21 protein-coding genes are annotated in these 23273 nt (G+C 35.6%); 12 read left to right on the forward strand and 9 right to left on the reverse strand.

Annotation, left to right across the window (positions count from 1 at the left end; genetic code table 11):
- Positions 1-91: 91 nt before the first annotated feature.
- The gene (locus CWS31_RS02225; RefSeq protein ID WP_101343468.1) at positions 92-2083 is read right to left on the reverse strand and encodes a purple acid phosphatase family protein; all 1992 of its coding nucleotides are present in this window, start codon (positions 2081-2083) and stop codon (positions 92-94) included.
- A 659-nt stretch (positions 2084-2742) separates the two neighbouring features.
- Here CWS31_RS02225 and ung point away from each other — a divergent pair.
- Together ung and CWS31_RS02235 are read left to right on the forward strand one after the other, a co-directional pair.
- Positions 2743-3441 (forward strand): uracil-DNA glycosylase, encoded by a 699-nt coding sequence (gene ung, locus CWS31_RS02230; RefSeq protein ID WP_101343469.1) that lies wholly within the window; start codon positions 2743-2745, stop codon positions 3439-3441.
- 112 nt (positions 3442-3553) lie between these two features.
- A complete protein-coding gene (locus tag CWS31_RS02235; RefSeq protein ID WP_101343470.1) occupies positions 3554-3847 on the forward strand; it encodes a hypothetical protein in 294 nt (97 codons plus the stop codon).
- 140 nt (positions 3848-3987) lie between these two features.
- On the opposite strand, the gene CWS31_RS02240 is transcribed toward CWS31_RS02235, so the two are convergent.
- The 3 genes from CWS31_RS02240 to trxA form a co-directional block, all read right to left on the reverse strand.
- Positions 3988-4941 carry a D-2-hydroxyacid dehydrogenase gene (locus tag CWS31_RS02240; RefSeq protein ID WP_101343471.1) on the reverse strand — a complete coding sequence of 318 codons (954 nt, stop codon included), beginning with the start codon at positions 4939-4941 and terminating at the stop codon, positions 3988-3990.
- Positions 4942-5093: 152 nt separating this feature from the next.
- The gene (locus CWS31_RS02245; RefSeq protein ID WP_101343472.1) at positions 5094-6296 is read right to left on the reverse strand and encodes an NnrS family protein; all 1203 of its coding nucleotides are present in this window, start codon (positions 6294-6296) and stop codon (positions 5094-5096) included.
- Between the two features lie 200 nt (positions 6297-6496).
- Positions 6497-6826, reverse strand: a complete 330-nt coding sequence (gene trxA / locus CWS31_RS02250) for a thioredoxin (RefSeq protein ID WP_101343473.1) — start codon at positions 6824-6826, stop codon at positions 6497-6499.
- Between the two features lie 256 nt (positions 6827-7082).
- Here trxA and CWS31_RS02255 point away from each other — a divergent pair, with 256 nt between their 5' ends.
- The 3 genes from CWS31_RS02255 to CWS31_RS02265 all read left to right on the forward strand — a co-directional run bounded on the left by CWS31_RS02255 (position 7083) and on the right by CWS31_RS02265 (position 9845).
- Positions 7083-7991, forward strand: coding sequence for a LysR family transcriptional regulator (locus tag CWS31_RS02255; RefSeq protein ID WP_101343474.1), 909 nt, complete (start codon positions 7083-7085; stop codon positions 7989-7991).
- A 142-nt stretch (positions 7992-8133) separates the two neighbouring features.
- Entirely contained in the window at positions 8134-8808 is a 675-nt protein-coding gene (locus tag CWS31_RS02260) for an alpha/beta hydrolase (protein ID WP_101343475.1), read from the forward strand.
- Positions 8809-8903: 95 nt separating this feature from the next.
- Entirely contained in the window at positions 8904-9845 is a 942-nt protein-coding gene (locus CWS31_RS02265; protein ID WP_101343476.1) for a tetratricopeptide repeat protein, read from the forward strand.
- A 121-nt stretch (positions 9846-9966) separates the two neighbouring features.
- On the opposite strand, the gene CWS31_RS02270 is transcribed toward CWS31_RS02265, so the two are convergent.
- The 4 genes from CWS31_RS02270 to CWS31_RS02285 form a co-directional block, all read right to left on the reverse strand.
- Positions 9967-10422, reverse strand: a complete 456-nt coding sequence (locus tag CWS31_RS02270) for a universal stress protein (protein ID WP_101343477.1) — start codon at positions 10420-10422, stop codon at positions 9967-9969.
- Positions 10423-10609: 187 nt separating this feature from the next.
- A complete protein-coding gene (locus CWS31_RS02275; RefSeq protein WP_101343478.1) occupies positions 10610-11983 on the reverse strand; it encodes a sigma 54-interacting transcriptional regulator in 1374 nt (457 codons plus the stop codon).
- Positions 11984-12003: 20 nt separating this feature from the next.
- Positions 12004-12597: a hypothetical protein gene (locus CWS31_RS02280; protein WP_101343479.1), complete on the reverse strand. Its 594-nt coding sequence runs from the start codon at positions 12595-12597 to the stop codon at positions 12004-12006.
- A complete protein-coding gene (locus CWS31_RS02285; RefSeq protein ID WP_101343480.1) occupies positions 12597-14150 on the reverse strand; it encodes a HAMP domain-containing sensor histidine kinase in 1554 nt (517 codons plus the stop codon). The genes CWS31_RS02280 and CWS31_RS02285 overlap by 1 nt, the downstream gene beginning before the upstream one ends.
- Before the next feature lie 487 nt (positions 14151-14637).
- Here CWS31_RS02285 and CWS31_RS02290 point away from each other — a divergent pair, with 487 nt between their 5' ends.
- Positions 14638-15018, forward strand: coding sequence for an EF-hand domain-containing protein (locus CWS31_RS02290; RefSeq protein ID WP_101343481.1), 381 nt, complete (start codon positions 14638-14640; stop codon positions 15016-15018).
- A 300-nt stretch (positions 15019-15318) separates the two neighbouring features.
- Here CWS31_RS02290 and CWS31_RS02295 read toward each other — a convergent pair whose 3' ends face one another.
- Complete coding sequence (locus CWS31_RS02295; RefSeq protein WP_101343482.1) at positions 15319-15576, reverse strand: DUF2164 domain-containing protein; 258 nt, start codon at positions 15574-15576, stop codon at positions 15319-15321.
- A 499-nt stretch (positions 15577-16075) separates the two neighbouring features.
- Here CWS31_RS02295 and iscX point away from each other — a divergent pair, with 499 nt between their 5' ends.
- The 6 genes from iscX to CWS31_RS02325 all read left to right on the forward strand — a co-directional run bounded on the left by iscX (position 16076) and on the right by CWS31_RS02325 (position 23251).
- Positions 16076-16282 carry a Fe-S cluster assembly protein IscX gene (iscX, locus tag CWS31_RS02300; protein WP_101343483.1) on the forward strand — a complete coding sequence of 69 codons (207 nt, stop codon included), beginning with the start codon at positions 16076-16078 and terminating at the stop codon, positions 16280-16282.
- A gap of 419 nt (positions 16283-16701) precedes the next feature.
- Positions 16702-18414 (forward strand): NAD-dependent malic enzyme, encoded by a 1713-nt coding sequence (locus CWS31_RS02305; protein ID WP_101343484.1) that lies wholly within the window; start codon positions 16702-16704, stop codon positions 18412-18414.
- Positions 18415-18609: 195 nt separating this feature from the next.
- Positions 18610-19041 (forward strand): nucleoside-diphosphate kinase, encoded by a 432-nt coding sequence (ndk, locus tag CWS31_RS02310; protein ID WP_101343485.1) that lies wholly within the window; start codon positions 18610-18612, stop codon positions 19039-19041.
- A gap of 327 nt (positions 19042-19368) precedes the next feature.
- Positions 19369-20529 carry a dual-specificity RNA methyltransferase RlmN gene (gene rlmN, locus CWS31_RS02315; protein ID WP_101343486.1) on the forward strand — a complete coding sequence of 387 codons (1161 nt, stop codon included), beginning with the start codon at positions 19369-19371 and terminating at the stop codon, positions 20527-20529.
- 63 nt (positions 20530-20592) lie between these two features.
- Positions 20593-22236 carry a type IV pilus biogenesis/stability protein PilW gene (gene pilW / locus CWS31_RS02320; protein ID WP_101343487.1) on the forward strand — a complete coding sequence of 548 codons (1644 nt, stop codon included), beginning with the start codon at positions 20593-20595 and terminating at the stop codon, positions 22234-22236.
- Entirely contained in the window at positions 22229-23251 is a 1023-nt protein-coding gene (locus CWS31_RS02325) for a RodZ domain-containing protein (RefSeq protein ID WP_101343488.1), read from the forward strand. The genes pilW and CWS31_RS02325 overlap by 8 nt, the downstream gene beginning before the upstream one ends.
- Positions 23252-23273: the final 22 nt, after the last annotated feature.

The raw sequence follows: 23273 nt of genomic DNA on the forward strand, positions 1-23273 counted from the left end.
CTAACAGAAATTAAAAAGCTATCACCTAGGTGATAGCTTTTTTGTTTTGTATAGCTAGCTAATTTCCTTAGCCTTTTAAACGATTGATAAATTATTCGATAGAAAATTCGTCAAACAACTTAACCTCTGACGTTAAGTCATTAGGATCAAAAACATAGCTTTTCACTGTACTTGTTTCAGTGTCTAAAATTGAGAAAACCGATAAGGTATTACTCGTTACAAATGGCAGGTTAGGGTAATTTTCGTCCTCCATACTCATAGGACTAAAAATAGTAGGGAAACTTATTTCACGCCCTTGGGGGTCACCATTGGCAGGGTAGTTTTCAATAGTCCAGCGAGGCGTATCAGAATTAACATCAGCCCAGAAATCTGCATAACTGGCGCGTATATTTTTGGTATACGTTCCAGTATCATCTATATAGTAAGCACCATACGAGTTACCAACATTTGAGCTTTCTAAATAATGTAATTTACCTACTTGAGCTCTGTTCCATAAGTGTGAATGACCAATATGTACTAAGTTGACATCGTTTTTAATTAGCAGTGGTTCTATATCGTTAAACCAAATATCTTCATTTAGTGGGTATTGGTAACGAATTTCAGAAACTTTGCTTAACATTGGTTCTACTTTTGTTGTCCAAGCTTCAGTAGTTAAAGGAAAACTATATTCTGTAAGCACTTCTTTTCCGTTAGTGTCTAATTCAACCAGTTGCATAACAGGCTGTGCCAACACTGGAACCGTATTATCACCTAAACCAAATGCCCCTTGATGCGCCATGACAACTTTATATTTAGCATTTTTAAACGAATCAGTTTGCATCACAGATTCTAACCAAGCATATTGTTGAGATTCTTTGTCAAATCGTTCAAATAAAAACTCACCAAATCCCCATTGAGTTGGATCTTCTAGAGTTGTTAAACTTTCGACAAATTTAGATTTACTTGTACCTGAAACACTCCAAGAACGCCAAATTCTAGAAACATTCATAGAAATAATAAATACATCACCAAAGACGGTTGCATAATACTCTTCACCACCAACACCATCGTCAGGAAATGAAAAAATATCTAAAAAGCTCTGATGATTATGCGATTGATCGGCAATCCACTGAGCTTTAATGTCAGCATCGTTGCTTGGATTAACTTCTGTTTTGACTTGTTCGTAGGCTACTTCAGCATACCAAGCAGGCTGAGGATCATTAAAGCTGCCGTTAAGCGAATAACCTTCTTTACTTGGATTATAACGACCCATTACTTCATGGTTACCTATTGTGCCAAATAAAGGAGCATGCTGAAGTATTTCGCCACCGTTATAAGGAAAACCCGGCAAGTACTTTTGGTAATTTCCTTGTAGAGCTGGGAAAAAACCAGGCGCATTATTTTTTGATTGATCAAACCACTCTGAAGCGCGGTCAGGTATGTTTACGAAATCACCTGCAAATAAAATCGCATCTGGTGTGCCAACTGTTTCAACTACTTTTTGATAGTTTGCCACCACATTTTTTTTGGACTGTAAATCAGATGTTAATAAAATCTTTAGAGGGGCTCCTTGTGCCGGGGCAGGAGCTAACGTATAGGTATCACTGGTGAAGTTGAAACCATCACTATCAGTACTTGATATTGAGTACTCAATTCGCTCACCTTGTGTTAAACCTGAAGCCGTAGCTTCATGGCGATAAACAGAGCGGTAACTAACCTCAGTATACGTTTTATCGAATTGACGTGAAGAGGTATCTTCCATCATTCGTTTTAATTTTGTGGTCGTTACTTCAGAGGTTGCTTTATCACCAAAGGTTAACGTATGTTTTGAACCTTCAAAGTTAGTGAACCAAACAACATTTACGCTGTTATTGGTTGGTAGTTGCAGAAACGGCTCAGTTAATAAAGTATGTTCAGCATTAACCCTTACAGGTACTTCAACTTCAATCTCAACGGGAACCTCGACTTCTACAGGCACCTCAACTTCCACCGGTACTTCGACCTCAACAGGCTTTTCAACGGTTTTTTCATCACCACAACCTATTAAAAAGGTTGTTAAACATATTAGGCTAACTATATTGAGCTTTTGTATTACAGTTTTCATTATGATATATCCATTAAAACTTAGTTGTGATAGTCATCTTCTATAAATAAAGCGTATAAATTCAATTGGTTACTTTATATAGAAACTAAAATTTAAAAATAAAAAATTCAGAACTGTGCATTTGTTGTCTTCATAGGTGAGATGAACAACATTAGCTAAACTAAAGGGGGTTTATGATGAATAGATTAAATAATAAAACTGTCACGAAAATTTCATTTGTGACGAAAGAGGGAAAGTAATAAAGCTCAAAAGAAATTTAAAAAATTGTCTTGTCCTGAAATAGGTTGAGCCTGTTAAAAAAATATGCATCAGCAATGGTGTAGTGTAAATCGACTTATTGATAGTTAGGGGGTATGTTTAGTTTCATTTGATTTCCTGTATAAATTTTAAGATATGTTGCCACACAACAGTGGCGCCTTATTACATTGATCTTAATAGAATTGATATTTATTATTATTTACTGAGTTGGAATTAAATAAACAAACAGATAGGGGCGGGAGATAAACTTTATGCTCCTAGCGATAAAGTTAATGTTTGTGGAAGCCAGCTAAATCGGGCTAGCTAGCTTTAATTATCTATCTTGAAGATTTTTCAGTTGAGTTAGCTTAAAATAGTCAGATATCTTAATGGTGTAAAGCTACTAATTAAAAGAGAAAATCATGACTACGCTAGCAATAAAACCACAGTGGAAAGCATTGATTAACCATGAAAAATCAAAGCCTTATTTTAAAATCTTATCTGAAAAAATAGCGGCGGAGCGTACTGCGGGGACCACTGTATTCCCACAAGATGACGATGTATTCAACGCTTTTACTTATGCTGATTTAACGGAAGTAAAAGTGGTGATTATAGGGCAAGACCCTTATCACGGTGCAGGGCAAGCCCATGGTTTAGCATTTTCAGTACAAGATGGTGTTAAAGTACCGCCCTCATTAGTGAATATGTATAAAGAGCTAGTAACTGATATCGATGGTTTTGAAACACCAAAACACGGCTGTTTAACATCTTGGGCAGAGCAGGGGGTATTGTTGCTTAATACAGTATTAACGGTTCAACAAGCTAACGCCCATTCACATGCTAAACTTGGTTGGGAAACTTTTACTGAACAAGTTATTAATGAGTTAAATACTCATAATAAAGGTTGTGTGTTTATTTTATGGGGGGCTCATGCGCATAAAAAAGGTAAGAACATCAGCCTAGATAAGCACCTAGTGTTAAAAGGACCACACCCGTCACCATTATCTGCTTATCGCGGCTTCTTTGGCTGTAAACATTTTTCACAAGCGAATGATTGGTTAGCAAAGCAAGGTATGGAAATTATAAATTGGAAGCTAGCAACAGAAGTACTCGTTAAATAATTACTGTTTTAGTTATTAGTTATTAGTTATTAGTAATGGCATGTAATGTCATAAATAATATTGTTCTGCTATATTTCAATGAAAATATTACTTAACTAAGAGGGAGTATATAATGAGTATAAATTTTAAACGCTTTGATGAATCATCAGTAAAAATTTTAACATTGTTAGCGAATAATTTTCCTAGACCAACCGAAATTAGTTTCCATGATATATTTCCAGATGCGGATGCTGTTTCTGAAAAGGATAAACTAACTACACATATCGGAACTTTGGCTTTTTTACGTCATGAAGATATTATTGCTCATGACGTAGGTAGTGTATCGTCATTTATTCTTACTAATACTGGTTTAGCTTTATTTAATGAAAATGCCTTTGAGCACTTAAAAATATTACTTGATAAATAACTTTTAATCTTTTTTCTTAACACTTAATCAATTGTGATTATATAAAGTAAAACAAAATTAAAAGTTTACCTAACTAAGTAGCTAGGTAAACTATATTTAATCTCGGGCGCAGCTAAGCTCATTATTTAGAAAGTTGTTATTTAATCTAAACGATTTAATTGCTCACCTTGTGTAAATCCTTGTATATTTTTAGCAACTAATTCAATCAATCGTTGTTGCGATTCAAAACTCGCCCAAGCGATATGAGCCGTCACCTTTAAGTTAGATAAATGAGTCATTAATAAAGGATGGTTTTCTGGTGGCGGCTCTTGCGTTAATACATCGATAATTGCATACGCAATTTCATTATTAACTAAGCCTTCAAACAAGGCCTGTTCATCAACTAAGGGGCCGCGCGCAGTGTTAATCAATACTGCTGAGCTTTTCATACGAGATAAAACATCGCTATTAATCAACTTTTCAGTGTCAGGTGTTTGCGGGCAATGTAAGGTAATTATATCTGCTTGCGTAATAACCTCATTAAAACTCACTCTACCTGAGCGTTTTTGAGTGGTATTTGGGCGCTCACTTATTAGTACTTTCATATCAAAGGCTAAAGCAATTGTTTCAACTGCTTTACCTAAATTACCATAACCAACAATACCTAATGTTTTACCTGCAAGCTCGTGAAAACCATTGCCGTGATAACAAAAGGATTTACTGCTCGACCATAAGCCTTGCTCAGTATTGTTATTGTGGTGGCTTATTTGTTGATAATACTCGAGTAATTGAGCAAATACATACTGGGCTACAGACTGACTTGAATAACCACTTACATTTGTTACGGCTATGTTGTGTTTACGTGCAGCATCAATATCGACGTTGTTATAACCTGTTGCGGTTATACAAATAAGTTTTAATTGTGGAAGTGCGGTAAGTATTTCAGCGGTTAACAGCACTTTATTAGTAATAATTATATCGGCGTTAATACAGCGTGTTATTACTTCCCTAGGGGAAGTTATATCATAACAATCTAGCTCAGTTACTGTTTGTTCAATAGAAGAAAAATCAATGGTTGAGCTGAACGTTTGTTTATCTAAAAATACCGCGCGCATAATATTTACTTAATTTAAGGTAAAGTGTGATGTCAGTTTAATAAGTTTCTTACTGCTCAGGAAGCACTAAATAACTTTAATATGTTACTTAATGCGTTTATGCTGAACTCGTTAACTCTATGATTAACTTAAAACGACCTGCCTAATTTAATTTAACCAGGTCGTCCATCTAATCTGGCTTTCATTAACATTGGCGCGTAGCCAATAATGAATATAACAAAGGCAATAATCCAAAAACTACCACTCATATCAATAAACATTAAGGTTTTTTCGGGTAAAGCCCAAGGACCAAAAGTACGTGCTAACGCAGCTAAATTTATAAGTACAAATGCGAGACTCATTGATTTTGGCGCGACCAATGGACGACCGGTATGACCTAATGAAACACGGGAAATCATCGCTAAAATTAAACCGCCCATGCCGCCAATAGTTAATAGATGCCAAACGTGATTACTTGGTACTTCAGGTATTAAATAGCTGATACCTAGTACAAATAAGCCAAAACAAATAAACTTTATTGCGCCATGTAATGACCATAATAGTGGTACGTTTAAGGTTATCCAAGGCTTCCATCTTATCCAGCGCATGGTTTGAGAGACACTAGCTATTATTAATAGCACGCCAAAAAATATGGCTGAAAATCCGATAATAGGTTGTAATAACAAACTGAACATTGCGATAGCTAAACTGCCGTTAGCTAATTTTTCTAACCAAGGTAATGGGGTTACTTTTTCAGTTTGTGTAGCATTTGCGGTAAACATAGGTGCAACTCGTCCTACCATAACCGACATTAAAAACGTTACTAATATAACCCCAGCATAACCTGAATACATGCCGCTAAAGGTTTGCGGGTAAGTAATTGCTAAATGCATTTCTAAATTAGCAATAGTAAATAGTGCTAACAAAGGAACAAAAAATAAATTGCGATATTGTTTAATGGCAATAATAGGTTTAGCTAGAATATAGGCTACGGCAGGTAAAAACAGTAAATCAATTAAACTACTAACTGTTGTACCAAATAGGGTAGGAACGCTTAAAAATATGCGTCCTGCTAGCCAAAGTAAAAATAATAAGAGTAGGGTTTTGCCTTTAGCGCCGCTAATTCCTGTCCAGTTTTGAATGGCTGTTAGCAAAAATCCCGCAATAATAGCGCCGCCAAAGCCAAATATCATTTCATGAATATGCCACCAATGTGCACCGCCTAACGGTGAAAAATTTATTGCACCTCTAAAGGCTAATATCCAAAGAGTGATAGCTACGACACTAAATATTGCTCCACCGAGAAAAAAGGGACGAAACCCTAAACGTAATAATGGCGTTATTTTTTGTTCTGTTTCTAAATCAGTTATTTGCATTAAAAGTGAGCCTTATAGATATCGATGATCTTATTGTCACTTTCCTAAGGTTATCAAAATATAAGAATCCATACCCGAAATAGATCAAGGAATCGTTAGTTTTTAACGATTCCAGATGTTTTTCCTGAAAATTATTGTAAGGACTTTTAACTACGCCAAGAGCACGTACTTTTGCTTTAGCGCAGCTACTTTTACTTAAGTTATTGTTGAACAAATTGTTGAACTTGCCCAACCGATGCCGCGCCTACTTGACTAGCGACTAACTCTCCCGCTTTCATTAATAATAAAGTAGGAAGTCCTCTAACGCCAAATTTAGCTGCTAACTCTGGGCTATCGTCGGCATTTACTTTTATTACTTTAATATCGTTATACTGATGAGCAACTTGCTCAACAACAGGGGCAAGCATCTTACATGGTGCACACCATGGCGCATGAAATTGTATAAGTATTTTTCCTTCAGTTTGCTCAATAATCTGTGCAAAACTTTCGCTATTCACTTCTGTTACTTTATTTTCTGTATTTGTGTTCATTTTATACTCCACTTATTTTGAGGGGATCGTGTTTTTAATTAAATGATTTAACTCAATGATTAACTAAATTGTTTGCTTAATACTCCCTTTATTGATTTCATTTGAACGAAGTTCAACGAGTGGGTAGTAAGCAATAGAAACAGTGTACTGAAGTAGTCATTACATTATTAGATACGTTTAATGAAATACATTGTTCTAAATATGAAACAATAAGCTGTGCTATTATTTTTATCACGACAAAAAAATAGAGAGAATAATGAAACTCAGTAACCTCGATGACTTACACCTATTTATTACCTTAGTTGAAGCAGGTTCATTTACACGAGCGGCTAAAATATTAGGTATAGCGAAATCAAAATTAAGTAGACGACTTGCTTTATTAGAAACAAAACTTGGTTGTGATTTGTTATTACGTACTACCCGTAAACAAGCGCTTACCGATAGTGGGCGTTTATTATTTTGTGCGAGTAAAGAGCATATTGAAGCATTAGCCAAAGTTGAAGAACAACTTTCTTCTTCATTAAATCAGCCGCAAGGAACGTTAAATATTTTATTGCCGTTAGAGTTTTTTAATAAAATTATTAGTCAACTCATTGGTGATTTTTTAAAGCTATATCCAAAAATAAATTTACACTGTCAGCATTATTCAGGCTCTGTACCAGAGTTTGATCCTAAGTTTGATCTGTGTTTTGTATTACATGAACAAGCCTTGCCTGCAACAAACTGGATAGCTAAAGAGTTATTAAGTTTTCCGCAATCTATCTACTTATCGCCGACAATGTCATCAAAAGATACGTTAAAATTATTGAATAACTTAACTATTAACCCTGAAGAATTAACTCAATACGATTGTATATTGGAAGAAGAAAATCAATATTGGAATTTTCGTAATGGCAATAAAATAGAACAAGTCAATGTTACAGGGAAAGTGATGTTATCGAGCCCTGAAATGCGCTTTCAAGCGGCAGAGCAGGGTTTAGGTTTATGCAAGCTACCTAACTATGTATTAAAAAATAGACATGAATCAGAAACATTACAAAAACTGTTGCTAATCCATGCGCCTATTGCGCAACGTTTAAGTGTGCTTTATCAAAGCCGAAATATAGCCAGTAAAACACGTACATTTTTAGATTACTTTCAAAGTAATGTCGGGCAATTATTGTAAAAATATCTGTAGTAGCGTTAATGAATAGCTATATCCTGGTATGTTGCTCTTTGCTACAAGCATTAAGCATTGTTATGATGTAGTAACTTTTATTGTTCATTAAATATTGAACCGTATTCTATCTCACTTATCAGAGTCTTTTATGTTAGCAACACCACTTGAACGCATCACCCTTGAACCTAAATCTACCGCTACAACCTGCGTTATTTGGCTACACGGCCTAGGCGATTCTGGCGCAGGCTTTGCGCCCATTGTACCTATGCTAGGTTTACCTGAAAACCACAGTATTCGTTTTATTTTTCCGCATGCACCAGAGCAGGCAGTTACTATTAATCAGGGTGCGGTAATGCGCTCTTGGTATGATATTAAAAGTATGGACTTACATAATCGAGCCGATATGACGGGTGTATTAACATCTGAAAAACGCGTGCAAGCATTAATTCAAGAACAAATTGACTCAGGTATTCCAGCTAAAAATATTGTCTTAGCTGGCTTTAGCCAAGGTGGTGTTTTAAGTTTATTTACAGGTTTGCGTTTTGAGCAAAGTTTAGCCGGTATTTTAGCATTATCGTGTTACTTACCAACTGCGGATACATTACCTGAGCAATGCTCTGCGGCTAACGCCAATACACCTATTTTACAGAATCATGGTACTCATGATGGTGTTGTACCAATCAGTGCTGGAAAAATAGCTAATGATTTACTTAATGCGGCTAAATATAACGTTACATGGCAAAGCTACCCAATGGAACATTCGGTTTTACCTGAGCAACTAGCCGATATTTCTGCCTGGCTACAAGCAAGATTACTTGCTTAATTAAACGCTATTATTTGTTTATTAGTTTTAGCTAATTAGTTTTAACTCATTAGTGTTAGTTCATTGTATATAAATTATCGAAAAGGAATTCAACCATGGTTGAGTTACAAAAAGGGATAGAAACACACTTAACGGCAAAACCTACAACTAAAAAAGTTCACGGTGAGCGCTTAGTCAAACAAAAATTTACTTCTACAATCATTCGATTTATAACTAAAAATTCCAGTGTAGCTAACGTGCTTCAAGTAATAATGTTGGTACTGTTATGCGTTTTTATTTACAGCAAATCAACGCAATCAGGCCAAGAAAACAAAGACACGGTAAACTATATTTCTCATCCTAAAATTGATGATATATATTTTTTAGATTTTCGCCAGCTCAGTGATACGTTAAGACCTAAACAGAAATATAGAATTGCAAAAGTAGTTGATATTACTGGTGATATTGTCACGCTACTTTACGGTAATATGTTTTATCTGCGTCAGCAAACACTTATAGATAGTATTCGATTAGGGCAATTACGGTTTACCGAATACTTTGAAACTAAGCGTTATGATTTAAGCCTTAGTGAGCTAAAAGCAATGCACCAATCTGCAGCTATTTATATGGTAAAGCGGCCAGATAAAAATATGCTTTATGGTAATTATATTAATGATCCTGAGCCGGAAAATCTTAATAAAACCCATGTGTATGTTGCGGGTAAACGAGAAAACCTTCAGGGATTAAGCTTGTTAAAAGTTAATTATTTGGAAGATAACTTACAAGAGGCTTTTAAATTATTTAGTCGCTCAGCCGAATTAGGCTTTGCTCAAGGGCAAATGAATTTGGGGCAAATGTACCTTAATGGTCAATATGTAGATAAAGATTTTAACCAAGCTCTATACTGGTTTAAGCAAGCAGCATTACAAAGTGATAAAGCTGCCGTACTTAAATATGTGATTGTCTGTCGACAAGTAAGTTCATGTTATGAAGAAGGTTTCTATAAAGAGCTAACTGAGGCAGGGGTGAATATTAAAGTAAGTACCGTAGAAAAGTAAGTACCGTAGAGGTGAATCGCTATTGTTTCAGAGGCATAAACTTTTAAACGCCTTTTGTGAATCGCCTGTGTATTACTTATTGTAAATTAAGCATGTTTTCACTTTTTATTTTCATCGTGTTTTATTCTTTGTAACGAACCGCTAAAACATCACATTTTGCCCCATGTAAAATAGAGTTAGCAGTCGAGCCTAATAACAGTTTCAAGCCATGTACACCATGACTACCGGTTATAATTAAATCGACATTTGAATTTTCCGCAAAAGATAAAATTTCCTCGCTAATATTGTATCCTAAAGCAATGTGTAAGTTTTCCGCATTGAGCATAAGTCTATCAGCTAAAGGTTGTAGTAACTCTTTAGCTCGATCTTGCTGGATTTTTTCAATGCCGAGGGTGTTAATTGGCTCTAACTCCGGAGCAATATTCATGCCTGTGCCGTAATAGGCGTTAGGTATTTTTTCTACCACGTGAAGTACGCTAACTTTTGCTTGGGTTAATTGTTGTAATTTAGCTACTTTTTCTTCGATATAGCGCTTATTTTCATTCAGTTCTACGGCAAATAAAATGTGCTTATACATGATTTTTTCCTTTTGATTGAATTAAAATAACTTACTTATAAGATGCTAATACATCACTAATTTGTTGTCAAAAGTAGTATTGGAAGATAATGGCAGATAAGGATTAATGTAATTATTAGCCCGTAGCTTACTACTCAGTGTCAGGTTTGTTAGCTAAATTTAATTGTATAAATTAAGTTTAGCTAAGCTATTCTTCGCGATAAGACTCAGCCACTAAATGATGTCTGTTTAATAACTTATAAAATTCAGTACGGTTACGTTGTGCAATGCGGGCAGCTTGCGAAACATTTCCGGCGGTAATTTTAAGAAGTTTTGATAAGTAATCTCGCTCAAAATGTTCACGTGCTTGTTGGAAAGACGGAAACTGGGTTGAGTCATCACGCAATGCATTTTTAATCACACTAGCGCTAATCACATTTTCACTTGAGAGGGCTACACTTTGTTCAACCACATTTTGTAATTGTCGAATGTTGCCTGGCCATGGGGCACTAATTAACAATTCCATAGCTTCTTGGTTAATACTTTTTATTGGCATGTTAGAGCGCGCAACCGCCTGGTTTAAAAAGTATTGTACGAGTAATGGAATATCTTCACGTCGCTGTATTAGCGTGGGTAATTCTAATTCAACGACGTTAAGTCGGTAATATAAATCTTCTCTGAAGGTGTTGGCTTTAATCGCTTTGGTTAAGTTAACATGTGTTGCTGAAATAATACGTACATCAACTTTAATCGCTTGTGTGCTACCAACAGGACGTACTTCTCTTTCTTGAAGTACACGTAATAATTTAACTTGAAAGCTCAGTGGCATATCGCCAATTTCATCTAAAAATAATGTCCCGCCATCGGTTGCTTGAAATAAACCTTGATGGTTTCGCTCAGCGCCAGTAAATGCGCCTTTCACATGGCCAAATAATTCAGACTCTAACAGTTGCTCAGGAATAGCCGCACAGTTAATTGCGGTGAATACTTTATCTTTTCGATTACTTGCTTGATGAATTGCCTTTGCAAGTAACTCTTTACCTGTGCCACTTTGACTGTGAATAAGAATACTAAAGTCACTATTCGCCACTTGTTTAGCTTGTTGCAATAATGATGTCATGATTGTGCTACGGCTAATTATATTGTTGCGCCATAATTCAGTTTCGCTTACTTTTTCTCCGCTAGTAGGTTGTAAACGTATTGCTTGTTCAACAGTGTCTAATAATTCTTGGCTTTCAAATGGTTTGGTTAAAAAGCTAAATACGCCTTGTTTAGTGGCGTTAATGGCGTCAGGTATTGTGCCGTGAGCTGTCATTATTACCACGGGAATATTAGGATGCTGTATTCTAATTTGCTCGAATAAAGCCATGCCGTCCATGCCTTCCATGCGTAAGTCGCTGATCACAACTTGCGGTATAAAGTTTTGTAATATTCCTAAGGCTATTTTGGCATTGGCGGCCGATTCAACTTGATAACCTGCGGCAGATAATCGAATACCGAGTAAACGTAATAAGCTAGGATCGTCATCAACGATAAGTATTTTGGCGTATTTTTCGATAGTGCTTTGTGAATTTAAGCTCATAACTTTCTCTTATTTATGGCTTAGCCACGTTTATTAATATTTTGGTCAATTTGTTTAAGCAGCATTAATTGTTGATTCACTAAGTTCAGTTGCTCTTTTTGTAACTCAATAGTTGCTTTGTTTTTCTCGGTTACACGAGTAAATTCTTTTTCTAGTTGCTCTTGTTTTTGTAATAAATGAAGCTGGGTATTTAATTGGTCGCGTAACAGCATAGTGAAGGCTAAATTATCTTTAGTCATGGTGTTACTCACTAGGAGTAATTCATTTAATAAACGCTTGGCTTTATATGGATGATGTAATGGTGTTTTGGGTAAACAATAAATTAGTACTAATTTACCTTGGAGTGTAACCTTTTCAGTAGGATGTTCTTTCAAGTTTTCTTTTTGTGTAGATTCCTCAGCCAATACTTGCGCGTTGGTTAATGATTTTAACCACAAATAATACTGACTGTAATTGATGACTTCAGGTTTTTTCTCTATGACTTCAATTTTTTCAGGCGGCGTTAATTGGCAAGCACTTAATAAACTGGTTAAGGTAACTAAAAAAACGAGAAGTGAATATCGTTTAAGATTATTAAGTACGGCGAATTTCGCGCTAAATGGAGAGTTTTTCATTATTTACTTTGCACCAGTTGTTGATTTATTGTTGGCGTATTAATGGGTAGCGTAATAGTGACACAGGTGCCGTTTTCATTAGCGGCACTCAGTTTTTTCGCTGGTATTATTTTGATATTACCATTTAAACGTAGTAATAACTCTTTAACTATTGTTAGTCCTAAACCACTGCCTTTTATTTGACTGTTTTCAGGTGGCGTACTTTGATAAAAAGCATCAAAAACCTTCTCACTTAATTCAGGGGCAATGCCTGGACCTTGGTCAATTATGTTAATGGTGACCCCTGTTTTGCCACTGTTATAGGTAATACTGATAGTACCGTTAATTGGCGAATATTTTATCGCATTCGACAATATATTATCTAAAATAACACTCAATTGTCTGCTATTACTGTAAATATAATAAGGACTGTTATTACACTTTACGATTAAATCTTTTGATTTAATATCTAATTGTCTAACGGTACAGGCATCATTAATTAATGCCGATAAACTGATTTTTTCTAAATGATGTAGGCTAGTTGAGTCTAAGACTATGTTGAAATCAAGCAAGTCTTCAATTAATCGCTGTAATCTGCTGACGCTGGCGCGAATAATATTACAGATCTCTTGTTGATCGTCATTAAGGGGTCCTACGCTGTTATCGTAAATAAGTTCTGTACCTTCTCTTATCGCGGCAAGTGGCGTTTTTAACTCATGGGATATATGACGAATAAAACTCGATTTTTGTAATTCAAGAGTATGCAGTCGCTGTCGCATATTCTCTAATGCTTCAGCTATTTCTATCACTTCGGCGGGGCCATGCAAGGTAATTTCTTGCTCAAAATTACCTTGTTCTAATAACTTGATTTTATCGGTAAGGCGTTTTAATGGCTTGGTGATTAGTATAATAAAAATGCCAGCAATGAGTATGGATATAGGAATAATATACAAGCGAGCTAAAATATTATTACTAATATCTTCAGTGGTATGATGGATAGAAAACACTTGTTGATTGACGACAAAGTTAGTGCGCTTAGTGAGTTGTTCATTAATAAGGTGTAATGCTTTAAATTCATTTTGTAGTTGCGTTAAAGATAAATCATCCACACCTGTGCTAACCATTAACCCACGTAAACTCTCACTTTCTATTTTTAATGACGTTAATTGTTCTTTTAATAACTCATCTTGTTGCTGAATTAACGTTTCTTGAATGATTTCTTGCAACATTTTTTGCTGATGACTAAAAGAAATAAGTAATTCAAAATCTTTTAATACCACAAATTGACTCGCAGAACGCTCAAGTTTAGCAATGGTCTCATCTAGTTTACTGTTTAATTGGGTTAATTGCGCCACATTATATATAGCGCTAGTACTTTGCTTGGCTAATTGACTGACCTTATTGGCACTAAAAAGTAATGCCATAACCAAAGGCATGGCAACAAAAATAAAGCCAATTAAGGTTAACTTGTTAATTGAAAATTTATTGAGTAGCGATTGACTAAAAATAAAAAAAGTATTGGAAAAGTGACGCAGTATCACTTTACTTTTTTTGGATAGGTAATGAGTAGTCATTAATAAAAGGTGAGCTCTGTATCGGTAATTGAATTTGGGTATCCTTTGTATGATAAAAGTAACAGGAAAACAAGGGTGTCTTTATTTTGAGACAGTTGCACTTGTGCTTCATTATATTACTAACCTCATGTTAAATAAGGTGTTATTTGTTTTTGTTAAGTGTTGTTGATCTTTGTTATAAAGAAATAAATTAAAGTGTTGTTTTTTAGCAACACCTTTGTCGGTTTATTAAAAGGTAATTAACCATAAATACAATTTAATTACTTAATAATCAATGCATTAACTTAATTGGCATGAAGGGTGCTAATCAATAGTCAATCACGAGGTAGTGAAAATTATATAAGTAAGTTTAACTATTAACGGCGTTAAGAATGACAAAGTAAGTTAAGCAGTAATTTAGCGTTAAGATCACTTCGTATCGTAGAAGTACTTTTAGCTAAACCATTAATTAAACGTTTTGATATTAAGAAATAAATAGAGAAGTACCATGAATAACATTAGTTTAACGCAAATCAGTCTTTTTGTAGCTGCGGTCTGTTTAGTCTCCTTCTTTGTTAATGCAGATGAAGTACTTGCACCATATAACATGGAAGAAACTACAGAAGTAGTTACTAATATTACAACGAATAATACTAACGTTGAGTTGACTGAAGAGATACAACAAGTTGAAGAAACAAGCGATAGGTTTACTTTTACTTCGTTAGACTCTGATCAAAATGGCAAATTAAGTCAGCAAGAGGTAATTGCAGGAAAAAACAATTGGTTGATGAAAGCCTTTAACGAAATAGATGCTAATACTGATGCCGCAATAACTGAGCAAGAGTTAGTTAATTTTGCTACTTACTTAGCAAGCAACGTTACTAAGTAACCTGAGCTTAGGTTAAGTAGTTCTAATGACTAACTACAAAATTAATAACTATCAGAACAATAGATTTATTAAAGAAAAATTAAAACGAACCAACAAAAAAATAAACGTCCCGAATAAAGAGTAATAAACTACTCTGCACTGTTTAGGGGGGCTCCCAACCCATATCAATTCATCTAGTTGTCTTTCTTAAGGACTGAGAAAAATACTTTATAGATTTGTTATAAAATCCACTCCCCTTTAGGCCGACTGCTTTTGCAGTTGGCCTTTTTTATAGTCTTAATATTAGCTAAATTAGCTAAATTAGCTAACGGGTTTCTCTATTTCACTGATGCCTTCTTGAATCATCTCACTAACATTTTCTAGTTTACCCGAGATAACCGTTTGTGCATCAAACAAGCCGCGATTATAAAAATAAGCACCTACTTCTTTTGCAAAAAAATCTAATAAAAATTCTGCATCAAACTGGCCAAGATCTTGATTAAGCTCGATTGCAAAATAGTGTTGTATTTTAGTGACAAGTTGTTCTGTTTCTAATTGAGAAAATTTAATCGTATTCATTTAATGGGCCTTACTTAATAAATAACCTGAGTTAGAGGTAATGAAATGAGTAAGTTTATTATATCAATATCTTAGTAACGTATATCAATAATAGTCTTAGTTATTCGTCACTCAAGGCGATAAAGTAATTAAATTAAGTCACTTAATTAATTAAATGGGTATAATATTTTTTTATGATGGCGTAGAGTAAAGATAGTTCTGCTATTTGATGATGTATAACTAACGAAAGCTATAAAATTAACATTTATTTATAGTTAAATATGTCTAGACTATATATCGCTAAGTAGTTGATATAAAGATAACAATATGAATAATCTAAAACAACATAGCACCAAAAATTGGTGGCAGACTAATTGCTCTTTTTGTCGAAAAGCTCGGCTGATATTCATTTGGCTTATTTTTATGTTAATTATTGATTTCTTTTTCTTTGGATTATTATTTTAAACACGTTAATCAAAATTACTTTATTTCTAATAACTAACCGATTAAGGACACTATTATGGCACAAGGGTTACGTTGGACAGATTCACTCGAAATTGCTTTGGATTTAATGGAAGAACATGAAGATGTCGATCCATTAAAAATACATTTCACCGATTTACGACAATGGGTGCTTGATTTAGAACGTTTTGACGATGATCCAAAACATTGCGGCGAGCGAGTACTTGAAGCCATTCAATTAGCTTGGATAGCTGAAGCCGATTAGTAACGTTTGGTTATGAGCTAAATGAAACTTTATAGATAAGTAACCTGAATTCGATAAGCAAAATGCTACAACAGCTCTAATTAAGCGTACTCACTTATATTAGCTGCGTTGTGAAAACTCCCAATAACCAGTTATTGGTTTCGTTTTCTCGCTTTGAAGGACAATAATTAAAACTATTGTAGAAGTGTAACGGTAACCAATTGGTATTATTGGGTTATACATGTTCATTATCCCGAATTCAGGTTAAGTAATATTACTGCAGAAAGCTATTTTAAGCTTTTGTAGTTTTACTTTATTTTCAATAGCTCGCTGTTAATCATTTCACACTATTAAATACCAAGTTATACAGTTAACTCATTACTTTGCGACATGATTTTAACTTTTTTCTTAATTTATCAAACATATAAGTAACTAATAAAATGCCTTTATCTCAGCGTCCACTTTATATCCCCTACGCAGGTCCATCGTTATTAGAAACTCCTTTGCTCAATAAAGGTAGTGCCTTCAGTCAAGAAGAACGTGGTAGTTTCAATTTAATGGGGCTATTGCCTCCACGCTTTGAAACTATCGAAGAGCAAACTGAACGAGCATATCGTCAGTATCACAGTTTTGATACTGATATTAACAAGCATATTTATTTACGTGCTATTCATGATAATAACGAAACTTTGTTTTTTAATTTAGTACAAAACAATCTTGCTGAAATGTTGCCTATTATCTATACCCCTACGGTGGGTGATGCTTGTGAGCAATTTTCTGATATTTATCGTAGCTCTCGCGGTTTGTTTATCTCTTATGAAGACCGATTTAATATTGATGATATTTTAAGAAATGCGACTAAGAATAAAGTAAAAGTTATTGTTGTTACCGATGGTGAACGTATTTTAGGTTTGGGTGACCAAGGTATTGGTGGTATGGGGATTCCTATTGGTAAGTTGTCACTGTATACCGCTTGCGGCGGTATTAGCCCAGCGTATACTTTACCTGTAATGCTTGACGTAGGAACTAATAATCAAAAATTACTTGATGATCCTATGTACATGGGAGCTCGCCACAAGCGTATTGACCAAGACTCTTATGACGAGTTTTTAGAGTTATTTATTAGCGCGGTTAAGCGTCGTTGGCCGAGTGTTTTACTACAGTTTGAAGATTTTGCTCAACCAAATGCCATGCCGCTATTACAACGTTATAAAGATAGGATCTGTTGCTTTAATGATGATATTCAAGGCACAGCGGCAGTAACTGTTGGCACCTTACTCGCCGCTTGTCGCAGTAAAGGCGCTAAATTATCAGAGCAACGTGTTGCTTTTGTTGGCGCAGGCTCTGCAGGTTGTGGCATTGCAGAACAAATTATTAGCCAAATGGTTAGCGAAGGTTTGTCTGATGAGCAGGCACGTAGTCAAGTATTTATGGTTGATAGATTTGGTTTATTAACTGAAGGCATGAGAGATTTACGTAACTTTCAGCAAAAACTAGTGCAAAGTACAGTCGCGGTTTCAACGTGGAAACTTGATAACAGCAGCGAAAATGAACATGGTGAACTATATGCTTCATTGCTTGATGTAATGCATGGCGCTAAACCTGATATTCTTATCGGCGTATCGGGACAGGCGGGTTTGTTTACAGAGCAAGTTATTAACGCAATGAAATTACATTGTACATTACCTATTATTTTTCCGCTGAGTAATCCGTCTCGTCAAGTTGAAGCAACCCCTAGCCAAGTTATTAATTGGACAAAAGGGCAAGTTATTATTGCAACGGGTAGCCCGTTTCCTCCTGTTGAGTATGACGGTAAAATATTTCCAATAGCACAATGTAATAATAGTTATATCTTTCCTGGTATCGGTTTAGCGGTAGTTGCAGGCAAAATTAGCCGAGTTACTGACGAAATGTTACAAGTGGCGAGTGAAACTTTAGCCGCGGCTTCACCATTAGCCAATAATCATTCTAATGAATTATTACCACCATTAACGGCCATTGCCCAACTAAGTAAAGATATTGCTTTTGCTATTGCGCAGGTTGCTTTTAAACAAAACTTAGCACTGCCAATGAGTGATGAAGAGTTACATGCCACTATTGAGGCAAATTTCTGGAAACCTATTTACCGTCAATACCGTAGAGTTAGTGTATAAAAACGGTTAATAGTCTGACTAATAGTAATATAACCAGCGAATTCGCTCACTAATTAATGCTATTGATAGTAGGGATACCATTAGTTATTTGTAGTGATTTCCTCTATAATGCGAGCAAATATCTAGTTGTTTTTAAAATCGCTAGAATGCGCATTTAAATTTTCATTTTTTTATTTCCATATACAAGGGCTTAACATGACAATCGAACGCACTTTTTCTATCATAAAACCTGACGCTGTTGCTAAAAATGTTATTGGACAAATCTACAATCGGTTTGAAACAGCGGGTTTAAAGATCGTTGCATCGAAAATGCTTCACTTAAGTCAAGAGCAAGCAGAAGGCTTTTACGCTGAGCATAAAGAACGTCCTTTCTATGCGCCGTTAGTTGAGTTTATGACTTCTGGTCCGATCATGGTTCAAGTGTTAGAAGGCGAAAATGCGATTGCTAGAAATCGTGAAATTATGGGTGCAACCAATCCTGAAGAAGCATTAGCAGGTACAATTCGTGCTGATCTTGCGGGGTCAATGAGAGAAAACTGTGCTCATGGCTCAGACTCTATTGCTTCTGCATCACGTGAAATAGCTTATTTCTTTTCAGATGACGAAATTTGCCCACGTACACGCTAGTACTTTTATATCATGTGAGCTTAAAACTTATTATTCACAATAAGTTGTTGATAAATATTAAAAGTTAACAAGCTAGCATAGTATTAAATGAAATGAATATTTCAAAGGATTTTACTGATTAAGTAAAATCCTTTTGTTATTTTTAATGGAATAATAATTCTGGGAAAATAACAGAGTAAATTGCGATTGTTGCTTGAAAAGTGTACAATGCGCGCCTTGTTTTTTTAAGCTACTTAAAACGCATATTTAGAGCTCAGGCCTTCCTGGGAGAAACTCAGGTATTGGCGACAAATAAGTAGTTACATTGAGTTATTGAGAGTTTGTTGTATGAGTAATGTAAGCACAAAAGTAAACCTACTTAATTTTGATCACAAAGGTATGCGTGAATACTTAGAGTCTATTGGTGAAAAGCCTTTTAGGGCTGATCAAATCATGAAGTGGATTTATCACTTTGGTTACAGTGACTTTGAACAAATGACCAACGTTAATAAGAAATTACGTGAAAAATTACAACGTAACTGTGTGATTAGCGCACCAGAAATTTCAGAAAAACAAGTGTCAGAAGATGGCACCATCAAATACGCGTTAAGACTTGAAGGCGGCCAAGAAGTAGAAACTGTTTGGATTCCTGAAAATGATCGCGCAACATTATGTGTATCTTCACAAGTAGGCTGCGCACTAGAATGTACTTTCTGTGCTACTGCACAACAAGGTTTTAACCGCAATTTATCCATGGCTGAAATTATTGGCCAGGTTTGGCGTGTTGCAAATGATATTGGTGCTACACGTATTGCTGGCACTCGACCAATCACCAACATTGTAATGATGGGCATGGGTGAGCCGTTACTTAATATGAAAAACTTAATTCCAGCATTAGATACTATGCTAAATGATTTAGGTTATGGCTTATCAAAACGTAGAGTAACTGTGAGTACTTCAGGTGTTGTGCCTGCACTAGATATGCTTAAAGAGAAAATAGATTGTGCATTAGCTATTTCAATTCATGCACCTAACAATAAATTACGTGATGAATTAGTACCTATTAATAAAAAATATCCATTGGAAGATTTTATTGCTGCTGCGGGTCGTTATATTGAAGGGTCAAAAGCCAATAAACAAGCAACTATTGAATACGTTATGCTTGATCATGTGAATGACAGCACCGACCAAGCGCATGAATTAGCACACGCGCTAAAAGGCTTACCAAGTAAAATTAACTTAATTCCTTTTAATCCTTATCCCGGTTCTCCTTATACACGGTCAAGTAACTCACGTATTGATCGCTTTGATAAGGTCTTACAAAGTTATGGATTAACGGTTATTACGCGTAGAACTCGTGGTGGTGATATTGATGCCGCTTGTGGTCAACTTGCGGGTGATGTATTAGACCGTACTAAACGTAGTGGCTTTAATGCTACAAAGAACGCAGAAATAAGTTCATTGAAAGATCAGGTTAAAGCTGACACTATCTCTGTTAAGGTAGTGTAGTTACTAGTACACTGTTTTTTAGCATAAAAATTATAATAAGAGGCGATTAAGGCATTGCATATCATGAATAAAGCTATTGCTAAATATTTTACCCCAACCCTGTTAAGCTTGGTTTCAATATCAGTTTTAAGTGGCTGCGTAACTCAAAGTTTTGAAAACAATGAGCCGATTATAAAAAGCCAAGCTAACCGTGACGAAATGGCAGCTACTCGCATTTCTTTGGGGTTAGGTTATTTAAAAATGGGTGATATGCCTCAGGCTAAGTTAAACCTTGAAAAAGCCAAACAGTTTTCTCCAAAATTAGTACAAGTATATACCGCCTTTGCGCATTATTATGAAACGGTAGGTGAAGCAACCTTAGCTAAAGAGTCGTTTGAGCAAGCCTTGGTACTTGATGCCGACAGCGCAGATACCTTAAATAACTATGGGGTATTCTTATGTCGTCAAGGGCAAATAGCCGAAGCAGAAGTTCAGTTTTTAAAAGCGATTGCCGTGCCAACCTATTTAATGGTTTCACAAAGTTACGAAAACTTATCGTCTTGCTATTTGCAAAACGATAACTTTGTCAAAGCCGAATTATATTTAAATAAAGCTATTTATCATGACCCTAATAGAACCGCACTTTTACTACAAATGGTGCGTTTACAATATGCTATGGGTAACTATACAGAGGCTAAGGGTTATCTTTTAAGATTCGAACGTAACACTCAGCGTTTTACTCCAGATTCGTTATCATTAGCGTATAAACTTTATTGGAAGTTAGGCCAACGCCGTACTGCTAATAACTACGCTAGTATGTTAGTGAAAATGTACCCGGAGTCTTGGGAAGCAAAACAGTACCTACTTAACGAACTAGCGGTTATTTCCGCAGATGAACTAGCGAAAAAATATCAGCTAACGAATAAGCATAAGGATACAAGTTTATCTTCGGTTAGTGATAAACGTGTGGTTAAGCTGTCTCCTGCTAAATCAGATGATACACCTTATACCACAAGTGTTAGAACCAGTACGCGAAAAGTGAATACTCAGCCTGCAACTGCACTAGCACAAACGGCAACAGCTACAAACGCTGTTGTATCTACTGCAGCGCAGACAACTAAACAAGCATCTATGGGTACTGGCGCCGCAGTTATTTCTGCAACAGCCGCTGGTGCTGCAATATCAACAACAGCAAATCCTGATGCTGAGAACGAAATACCTGTAGCACCCGAACAGCAAATAGTGAAAGAAGAGCCAGTAGATATGTTTACTAAATCTGAAACTGTTGGCGTATCTGAGATTGTAGAAGTATCTGAAGAAACTAATACAGGGTCTAATTCAACTCAGCCAGTACCTGCAACACGTGATGTTGCTTTACCCGACGCTATTCCTGCAAAGATCATTGCTGAGCCAGCAGGCACAGATACCTTAACAGCTGAAGACTTAGCCGTACTAAAAGCAGAGCAAGAAATGGCAGCACAAGCCGCATTGGATAAAGCAATTTTTGAAAATCAAATTAACGTTAGCAGTGATAAAGTCACTACAGAAACAGAAACGGCAAAACACACTGTTGAGTCAGGTGAAAATCTTTATAATATTTCCGTTAAATATAATGTAAAACTAGATACGTTACTCAAATGGAATAACATTTCTCAAAGTAATAAAATACGTACCGGCGATAAGCTTTACGTGGTTGATCCTACAACAGTGAACACTATTAATGAATAACGAAGTAAACAGCTCTAAAAAAGAGAGTACAAAAAAAAGTGAAAAAACGAGCAATCAACAAAATGATGAAGCGTTAATCACTGAATTATCTGAAGATATGGAAATGGTAAGCCCAGGCGCAATGTTACTTGATGCTCGTAAAGCACAGTCACTTTCACAAGAGCATATTGCTGCTAAATTAAATTTTACTCTAAGCTTGGTTAAAGATCTTGAGAGCAATAATTTTGATCCCTCAATACCGGTTACTTTTATTCGTGGTTACCTCGCTAATTATGCCAAAGTAGTAAATGTAGATGTAGAAGATGTGTTAGCAAGTTATGACGCACTTGATGCGGCAACTATTCAACGTAGTGAAATGCTTAGTTTTTCTAAGCAAACCAGTAAACAAGCTGAGCACAGTAGAGTTATGTGGTTAAGCTATTTAATTGTGGCTGTGCTTATTGGTTTAACTATTTTATGGTGGCAACAAGAAAACAGCCAGCAAACAGAAGATGATTTAACCGAACAAGATAGTACTGTAGTTGTTAATGTTGAAGAAGATACTCAGCAAAGTGATGTGGTTGATGTACAGTCAACTGATCTTAGTGAAGATGACGAAATACTTACTGAAGAGCATAGTGAACTCATTATTGACAATGATGAAAATACTGATGAAAACATAGACACTGTATTAGAGCAAGTTGATAGTGCAGCAGTACTAGACAACTCAGCTAATACAGCAGAGCTAGCCACTAAAACTGATGATTCTATTGAAGCTCAAACAGCGGTATTAAGTACCGCCGTTTTTACTTTTAGCGGTGATTGCTGGGTTAATATTTTCGACGCAACTGGCGAACGTATTGCTTGGGGCGTTAAAAAAACAGGCTATGTAATGACTGTTCAAGGTGTTGCACCACTGCGTATTACTGTGGGTAAACCGGAATTAACCAGTATTGTTTTTAATGATCACGCGGTAGATATGTCGAGCTTTAATATTGGCAATATCGCTAAATTTACTTTACCGTTAGACGAATAGTTAAAACCATTGGCTTAGGCTC

The organism is Colwellia echini (assembly GCF_002843355.2).
Taxonomy (GTDB): Bacteria; Pseudomonadota; Gammaproteobacteria; order Enterobacterales; family Alteromonadaceae; genus Colwellia; species Colwellia echini.

Excerpts from the sequence above, each read along its gene's own strand:
- CWS31_RS02225 (WP_101343468.1), bottom strand. The coding sequence starts at position 2,083 with ATGAAAACTGTAATACAAAAGCTCAATATAGTTAGCCTAATATGTTTA.
- ung (WP_101343469.1), top strand. The coding sequence starts at position 2,743 with ATGACTACGCTAGCAATAAAACCACAGTGGAAAGCATTGATTAACCAT.
- CWS31_RS02235 (WP_101343470.1), top strand. The coding sequence starts at position 3,554 with ATGAGTATAAATTTTAAACGCTTTGATGAATCATCAGTAAAAATTTTA.
- CWS31_RS02240 (WP_101343471.1), bottom strand. The coding sequence starts at position 4,941 with ATGCGCGCGGTATTTTTAGATAAACAAACGTTCAGCTCAACCATTGAT.
- CWS31_RS02245 (WP_101343472.1), bottom strand. The coding sequence starts at position 6,296 with ATGCAAATAACTGATTTAGAAACAGAACAAAAAATAACGCCATTATTA.
- trxA (WP_101343473.1), bottom strand. The coding sequence starts at position 6,826 with ATGAACACAAATACAGAAAATAAAGTAACAGAAGTGAATAGCGAAAGT.
- CWS31_RS02255 (WP_101343474.1), top strand. The coding sequence starts at position 7,083 with ATGAAACTCAGTAACCTCGATGACTTACACCTATTTATTACCTTAGTT.
- CWS31_RS02260 (WP_101343475.1), top strand. The coding sequence starts at position 8,134 with ATGTTAGCAACACCACTTGAACGCATCACCCTTGAACCTAAATCTACC.
- CWS31_RS02265 (WP_101343476.1), top strand. The coding sequence starts at position 8,904 with ATGGTTGAGTTACAAAAAGGGATAGAAACACACTTAACGGCAAAACCT.
- CWS31_RS02270 (WP_101343477.1), bottom strand. The coding sequence starts at position 10,422 with ATGTATAAGCACATTTTATTTGCCGTAGAACTGAATGAAAATAAGCGC.
- CWS31_RS02275 (WP_101343478.1), bottom strand. The coding sequence starts at position 11,983 with ATGAGCTTAAATTCACAAAGCACTATCGAAAAATACGCCAAAATACTT.
- CWS31_RS02280 (WP_101343479.1), bottom strand. The coding sequence starts at position 12,597 with ATGAAAAACTCTCCATTTAGCGCGAAATTCGCCGTACTTAATAATCTT.
- CWS31_RS02285 (WP_101343480.1), bottom strand. The coding sequence starts at position 14,150 with ATGACTACTCATTACCTATCCAAAAAAAGTAAAGTGATACTGCGTCAC.
- CWS31_RS02290 (WP_101343481.1), top strand. The coding sequence starts at position 14,638 with ATGAATAACATTAGTTTAACGCAAATCAGTCTTTTTGTAGCTGCGGTC.
- CWS31_RS02295 (WP_101343482.1), bottom strand. The coding sequence starts at position 15,576 with ATGAATACGATTAAATTTTCTCAATTAGAAACAGAACAACTTGTCACT.
- iscX (WP_101343483.1), top strand. The coding sequence starts at position 16,076 with ATGGCACAAGGGTTACGTTGGACAGATTCACTCGAAATTGCTTTGGAT.
- CWS31_RS02305 (WP_101343484.1), top strand. The coding sequence starts at position 16,702 with ATGCCTTTATCTCAGCGTCCACTTTATATCCCCTACGCAGGTCCATCG.
- ndk (WP_101343485.1), top strand. The coding sequence starts at position 18,610 with ATGACAATCGAACGCACTTTTTCTATCATAAAACCTGACGCTGTTGCT.
- rlmN (WP_101343486.1), top strand. The coding sequence starts at position 19,369 with ATGAGTAATGTAAGCACAAAAGTAAACCTACTTAATTTTGATCACAAA.
- pilW (WP_101343487.1), top strand. The coding sequence starts at position 20,593 with ATGAATAAAGCTATTGCTAAATATTTTACCCCAACCCTGTTAAGCTTG.
- CWS31_RS02325 (WP_101343488.1), top strand. The coding sequence starts at position 22,229 with ATGAATAACGAAGTAAACAGCTCTAAAAAAGAGAGTACAAAAAAAAGT.